At 64.8% G+C, this 3,996-nt stretch carries 2 protein-coding genes; both read left to right on the top strand.

From position 1 onward, the window contains the following. Positions 1-817, top strand: an 817-nt coding sequence (locus GPL20_RS39880; protein ID WP_246251307.1) for an AMP-binding protein, incomplete at its 5' end; no start/stop codon positions are given. Continuing rightward, a partial coding sequence (locus tag GPL20_RS38410) for a condensation domain-containing protein (protein WP_347340057.1) occupies positions 799-3,996 on the top strand: 3,198 nt, incomplete at its 3' end. The genes GPL20_RS39880 and GPL20_RS38410, both read left to right, overlap by 19 nt.

The following is a 3,996-nucleotide window of genomic DNA, read 5'->3' as shown; positions in this document are numbered from 1 at the left end:
GCGGCAGGTTCTCGACGATGCGGCGCCGCGAGTGCTGCTGGCCGATGCAGCGGGGCGATCGGCGCTGGGCGACGATGCGTTACGCGATCTGACGGTGGTGGATCTGGCGGCGGCGACGCCGGAATGGACAAATCTGCCGGAATCGGATCCAGACCCGCGTGCGCTCGGCCTCACCTCACGCCATCTCGCCTATGTGATCTACACCTCCGGATCCACAGGCACCCCCAAGGGGGCACAGAATGAGCATCGGGCTATCGTCAATCGCCTGATGTGGATGCAAAACGCCTATGGTCTCAAGGCAACTGATGTCGTGTTGCAGAAGACGCCATTTGGCTTCGATGTCTCGGCCTGGGAGTTCTTCTGGACCTTGCTTGAAGGGGCGACCCTGGTGCTGGCGCCTCCGGATACGCACAGAGATCCCGCTGCATTGGTCGACTTGATCATCGGCGAGCGCATCACGACGGTTCACTTCGTGCCATCCATGCTGGTCAGTTTTCTCGATACGAAGAGTGTTAACCGCTGCACGTCGCTGCGGCGTGTTTTATGCAGCGGCGAGGCGCTTCTTGCCGCCAGTGTGCATAAGGTTCGGCGCCTCTTGCCTTGGACGGGCCTGCACAATCTGTACGGTCCGACCGAAGCTGCGATCGACGTGACAGCGTGGAGTTGTCCGGGTGAGTTTGATGGCGCCATTGTCCCGATCGGCCGTCCGATCGCGAACACGCGGGTGTATCTGCTTGACGGACACGGTGCGCCGGTTCCGTTCGGCGCGGCGGGTGAGTTTTACATCGGCGGGGCGGGGTGGCGCGCGGCTATCTGAACCGGCCTGAACTGACAGCCGAACGGTTCATGGCCAGTCCCTTTGTCGAGGGCGACCGGCTGTACCGCACGGGCGATCTGGCGCGCTATCTGCCGGACGGCAATCTTGAGTTTTTGGGCCGCAACGACGACCAGGTGAAGATCCGCGGCTTCCGGATCGAGCCGGGCGAGATCGCGGCGCGGCTTTGCGAGCACCCGTTCGTGCGCGAGGCGGTGGTGGTGGCGCACGAGGGCCCCGGCGGCGAGCAGCGTCTTGTCGCCTATGTGGTGTGTGCGCCTGAAGCTCAATCGGATCAGCCGGATGGTGCTGGAGCTGAGCTGGCCGCCACGTTGCGGGCGCATGTGGGCGCGCACCTGCCGGACTACATGGTGCCGGCGGCGTTCGTGCGGCTGGCGGCGCTGCCGCTGACGGTGAATGGCAAGCTCGATCGCAAGGCGCTGCCGGCGCCGGACGATGAGGCGTATGCGCATCGCGCCTATGAGCCGCCGCAAGGCGAGATCGAGATCACGCTGGCACAGATCTGGGCCGAGCTTCTGGGTGTGGAGCGGGTCGGACGCCACGACCACTTCTTTGCGCTTGGCGGCCACTCGCTCTTGGCGGTGCAGCTGTTGAGCCGGGTCTCGCAGGCCATTGGCTTCACACTGCCGCTGACCATGCTGTTTGCCAAACCGGTGCTGGCCGATCTGGCCGCGAGTATCATGGATGAGTTGAGCCGCTCCGGCGCGCAAGACCCGCCAGCCATTGTGCCGGTGTTGCGTGAAGCGCCGCTTGTGCTGTCGTTTGCGCAGCAGCGGCTGTGGTTTTTGGCGCAGCTGGATCAGAGCAGCACGAACTATCACATTCCGCTCGGGTGGCGGCTCAAGGGTGGGCTCGACCGCAGCGCCTGGCAGCGCAGCCTTGACCGTGTGTTGGCGCGTCATGAGGCGCTGCGCAGCGTGTTTGTCGCGCCGGAGGGCAAGCCCTGGGTGGAGCTGCTGCCGGAGGATGCGGGGCTGCCGGTTGTGGAGCACGATCTGCGGGACAGGCCGGATGCGGACGAGGCGCTATTGGGTCTGTGCAGGGAAGAGGCGCGCACGCCGTTCGATCTGGCGCGTGGCCCGCTGATCCGCGGCCGGCTGATCCGGATCTCGGATGAGGAGCACGTTTTGCTGCTGACGCAGCACCACATTGTCTCGGATGGCTGGTCGCTGGGCGTGTTGGTGCGTGAACTCAGTCAGCTGTACCGGGCGTTCGTGGCCGGAGAAGGCGATCCGCTGCCGCCGCTTGCAATCCAGTATCCGGACTATGCCGCCTGGCAACGGCAGTGGCTGTCGGGCGAGCGGCTGCAGAGCCAGGCGCACTATTGGCGCAACAATCTATCTGGCGCGCCGGCCCGTCTGGCGCTGCCGACAGATCGGCCTCGGCCGGCCGAGCAGTCGTTTGCCGGGGCCAGTGTGACGGTCGTGATCGATGCGGATCTGACGCGGGATCTGAAGCGGCTGAGCCGGCAGCATGACACGACCTTGTTCATGACGGTGCTGGCGGCCTGGGCGGCGCTGCTGTCGCGTCTGTCAGGGCAGGACGACCTAATGATCGGCGTGCCGAGCGCCAATCGCGGTCGCCGCGAGGTCGAAGAGCTGATCGGCTGCTTCGTCAACACCCTGGCGCTGCGGCTTGACCTGTCGGGCGAGCCGAGCGTGGCGGAGCTGTTGGCGCGGACGCGGCGCGCGGCCTTGGGAGCGCAGGAGCATCAGGACCTGCCGTTTGAGCAGGTGGTGGAGATCGTGCAGCCGCCACGGCGTCTTGATCACACCCCCTTGTTCCAGGTGATGTTGGCCTGGCAGAACAACGCCGCTGGGACGTTCGACCTTCCTGGGCTGATGGTGGAGGCGGCGGCAGACGGCTTCGATCAGGTCAAGTTCGATCTGGAGCTGAGCCTTGGCGAGCAGGGTGAGGTGATCGCTGGGACGCTGGACTATGCCACGGCGCTGTTCGATCAGGCGACCATCGAGCGGCAACGAGGCTATCTGCTGGCGCTGCTGCGCGCGATGGTTGCCGATGCGCAGCAAGCGGTCGGGCGGATTGAGCTGCTGCCAGCCGACGAGCGCGCGTATCTGCTGGAGGAACTGAACCGGACGGCGGTGACGTATCCTGAGCAGCTGTGCATCCATGAGCTATTTGAGGCGCAGGTGCGCCGTGCGCCGGATGCGGTGGCGGTGGTGTGCGCGGAGGAGCGCGTCAGCTATGGCGAGCTCAATGCGCGGGCCAACCAGCTGGCGCATCATCTGATCGCAATTGGGGTGAAGCCGGATCAGCCGGTGGCGATCTGCCTGCAGCGCAGTCCGATGATCGTGGTGGGGCTGCTGGCGATCCTCAAGGCGGGGGGCGCCTATCTGCCGCTGGATCCGGCCTATCCGTCGGCGCGGCTGCGGCAGGTTCTCGACGATGCGGCGCCGCGAGTGCTGCTGGCCGATGCAGCGGGGCGATCGGCGCTGGGCGACGATGCGTTACGCGATCTGACGGTGGTGGATCTGGCGGCGGCGACGCCGGAATGGGCAAATCTGCCGGAATCGGATCCGGACCCGCGTGCGCTCGGCCTCACCTCACGCCATCTCGCCTATGTGATCTACACCTCCGGATCCACAGGCACCCCCAAGGGCGTCATGGTCGAGCATCGCGGCTTGGTCAATCTCAGCTTGGCTCAGATCGGGCTTTTTGGCGTTTGTTGCAACAGCCGCGTGATGCAGTTCGCCTCCTTCGGTTTTGATGCAAGCGCCTCGGAGCTTGTTATGGCGTTTGGTTCGGGCGCCACATTGCATTTGCCTGCGGATGAGCTCCGTCAAGCGAGTAACAAGCTATCGGATTATCTGCGAAGCGAAGCCATCACGCACGCGACGCTGCCTCCAGCCTTGCTTCAGGGAAGCCAGAAGCTGGAAGGCTTGGGATCGCAAGTTCTCATTCTTGCTGGAGAGCTGCCGAAGGCAGAACTCATCCGGAGTCTGGCTCCAGCATCCATTATCAATGCTTATGGACCTACCGAAGCAACAGTTTGTGCGGCGACCTGGAGTTGCCCCGATGGGTTTGATGGGGCCATTGTCCCGATTGGCCGCCCGATTGCGAACACGCGTGTGTATCTGCTGGACGGTCATGGCGGGCTGGTGCCATTCGGCGCGGTGGGGGAGCTCTGCATTGGCGGGGCG

The organism is Bradyrhizobium cajani, from assembly GCF_009759665.1.
GTDB classification, from domain to species: Bacteria; Pseudomonadota; Alphaproteobacteria; order Rhizobiales; family Xanthobacteraceae; genus Bradyrhizobium; species Bradyrhizobium cajani.
Note: the sequence above shows the minus strand (reverse complement) of the source record. Positions and strands in the feature narration are given on the sequence as shown.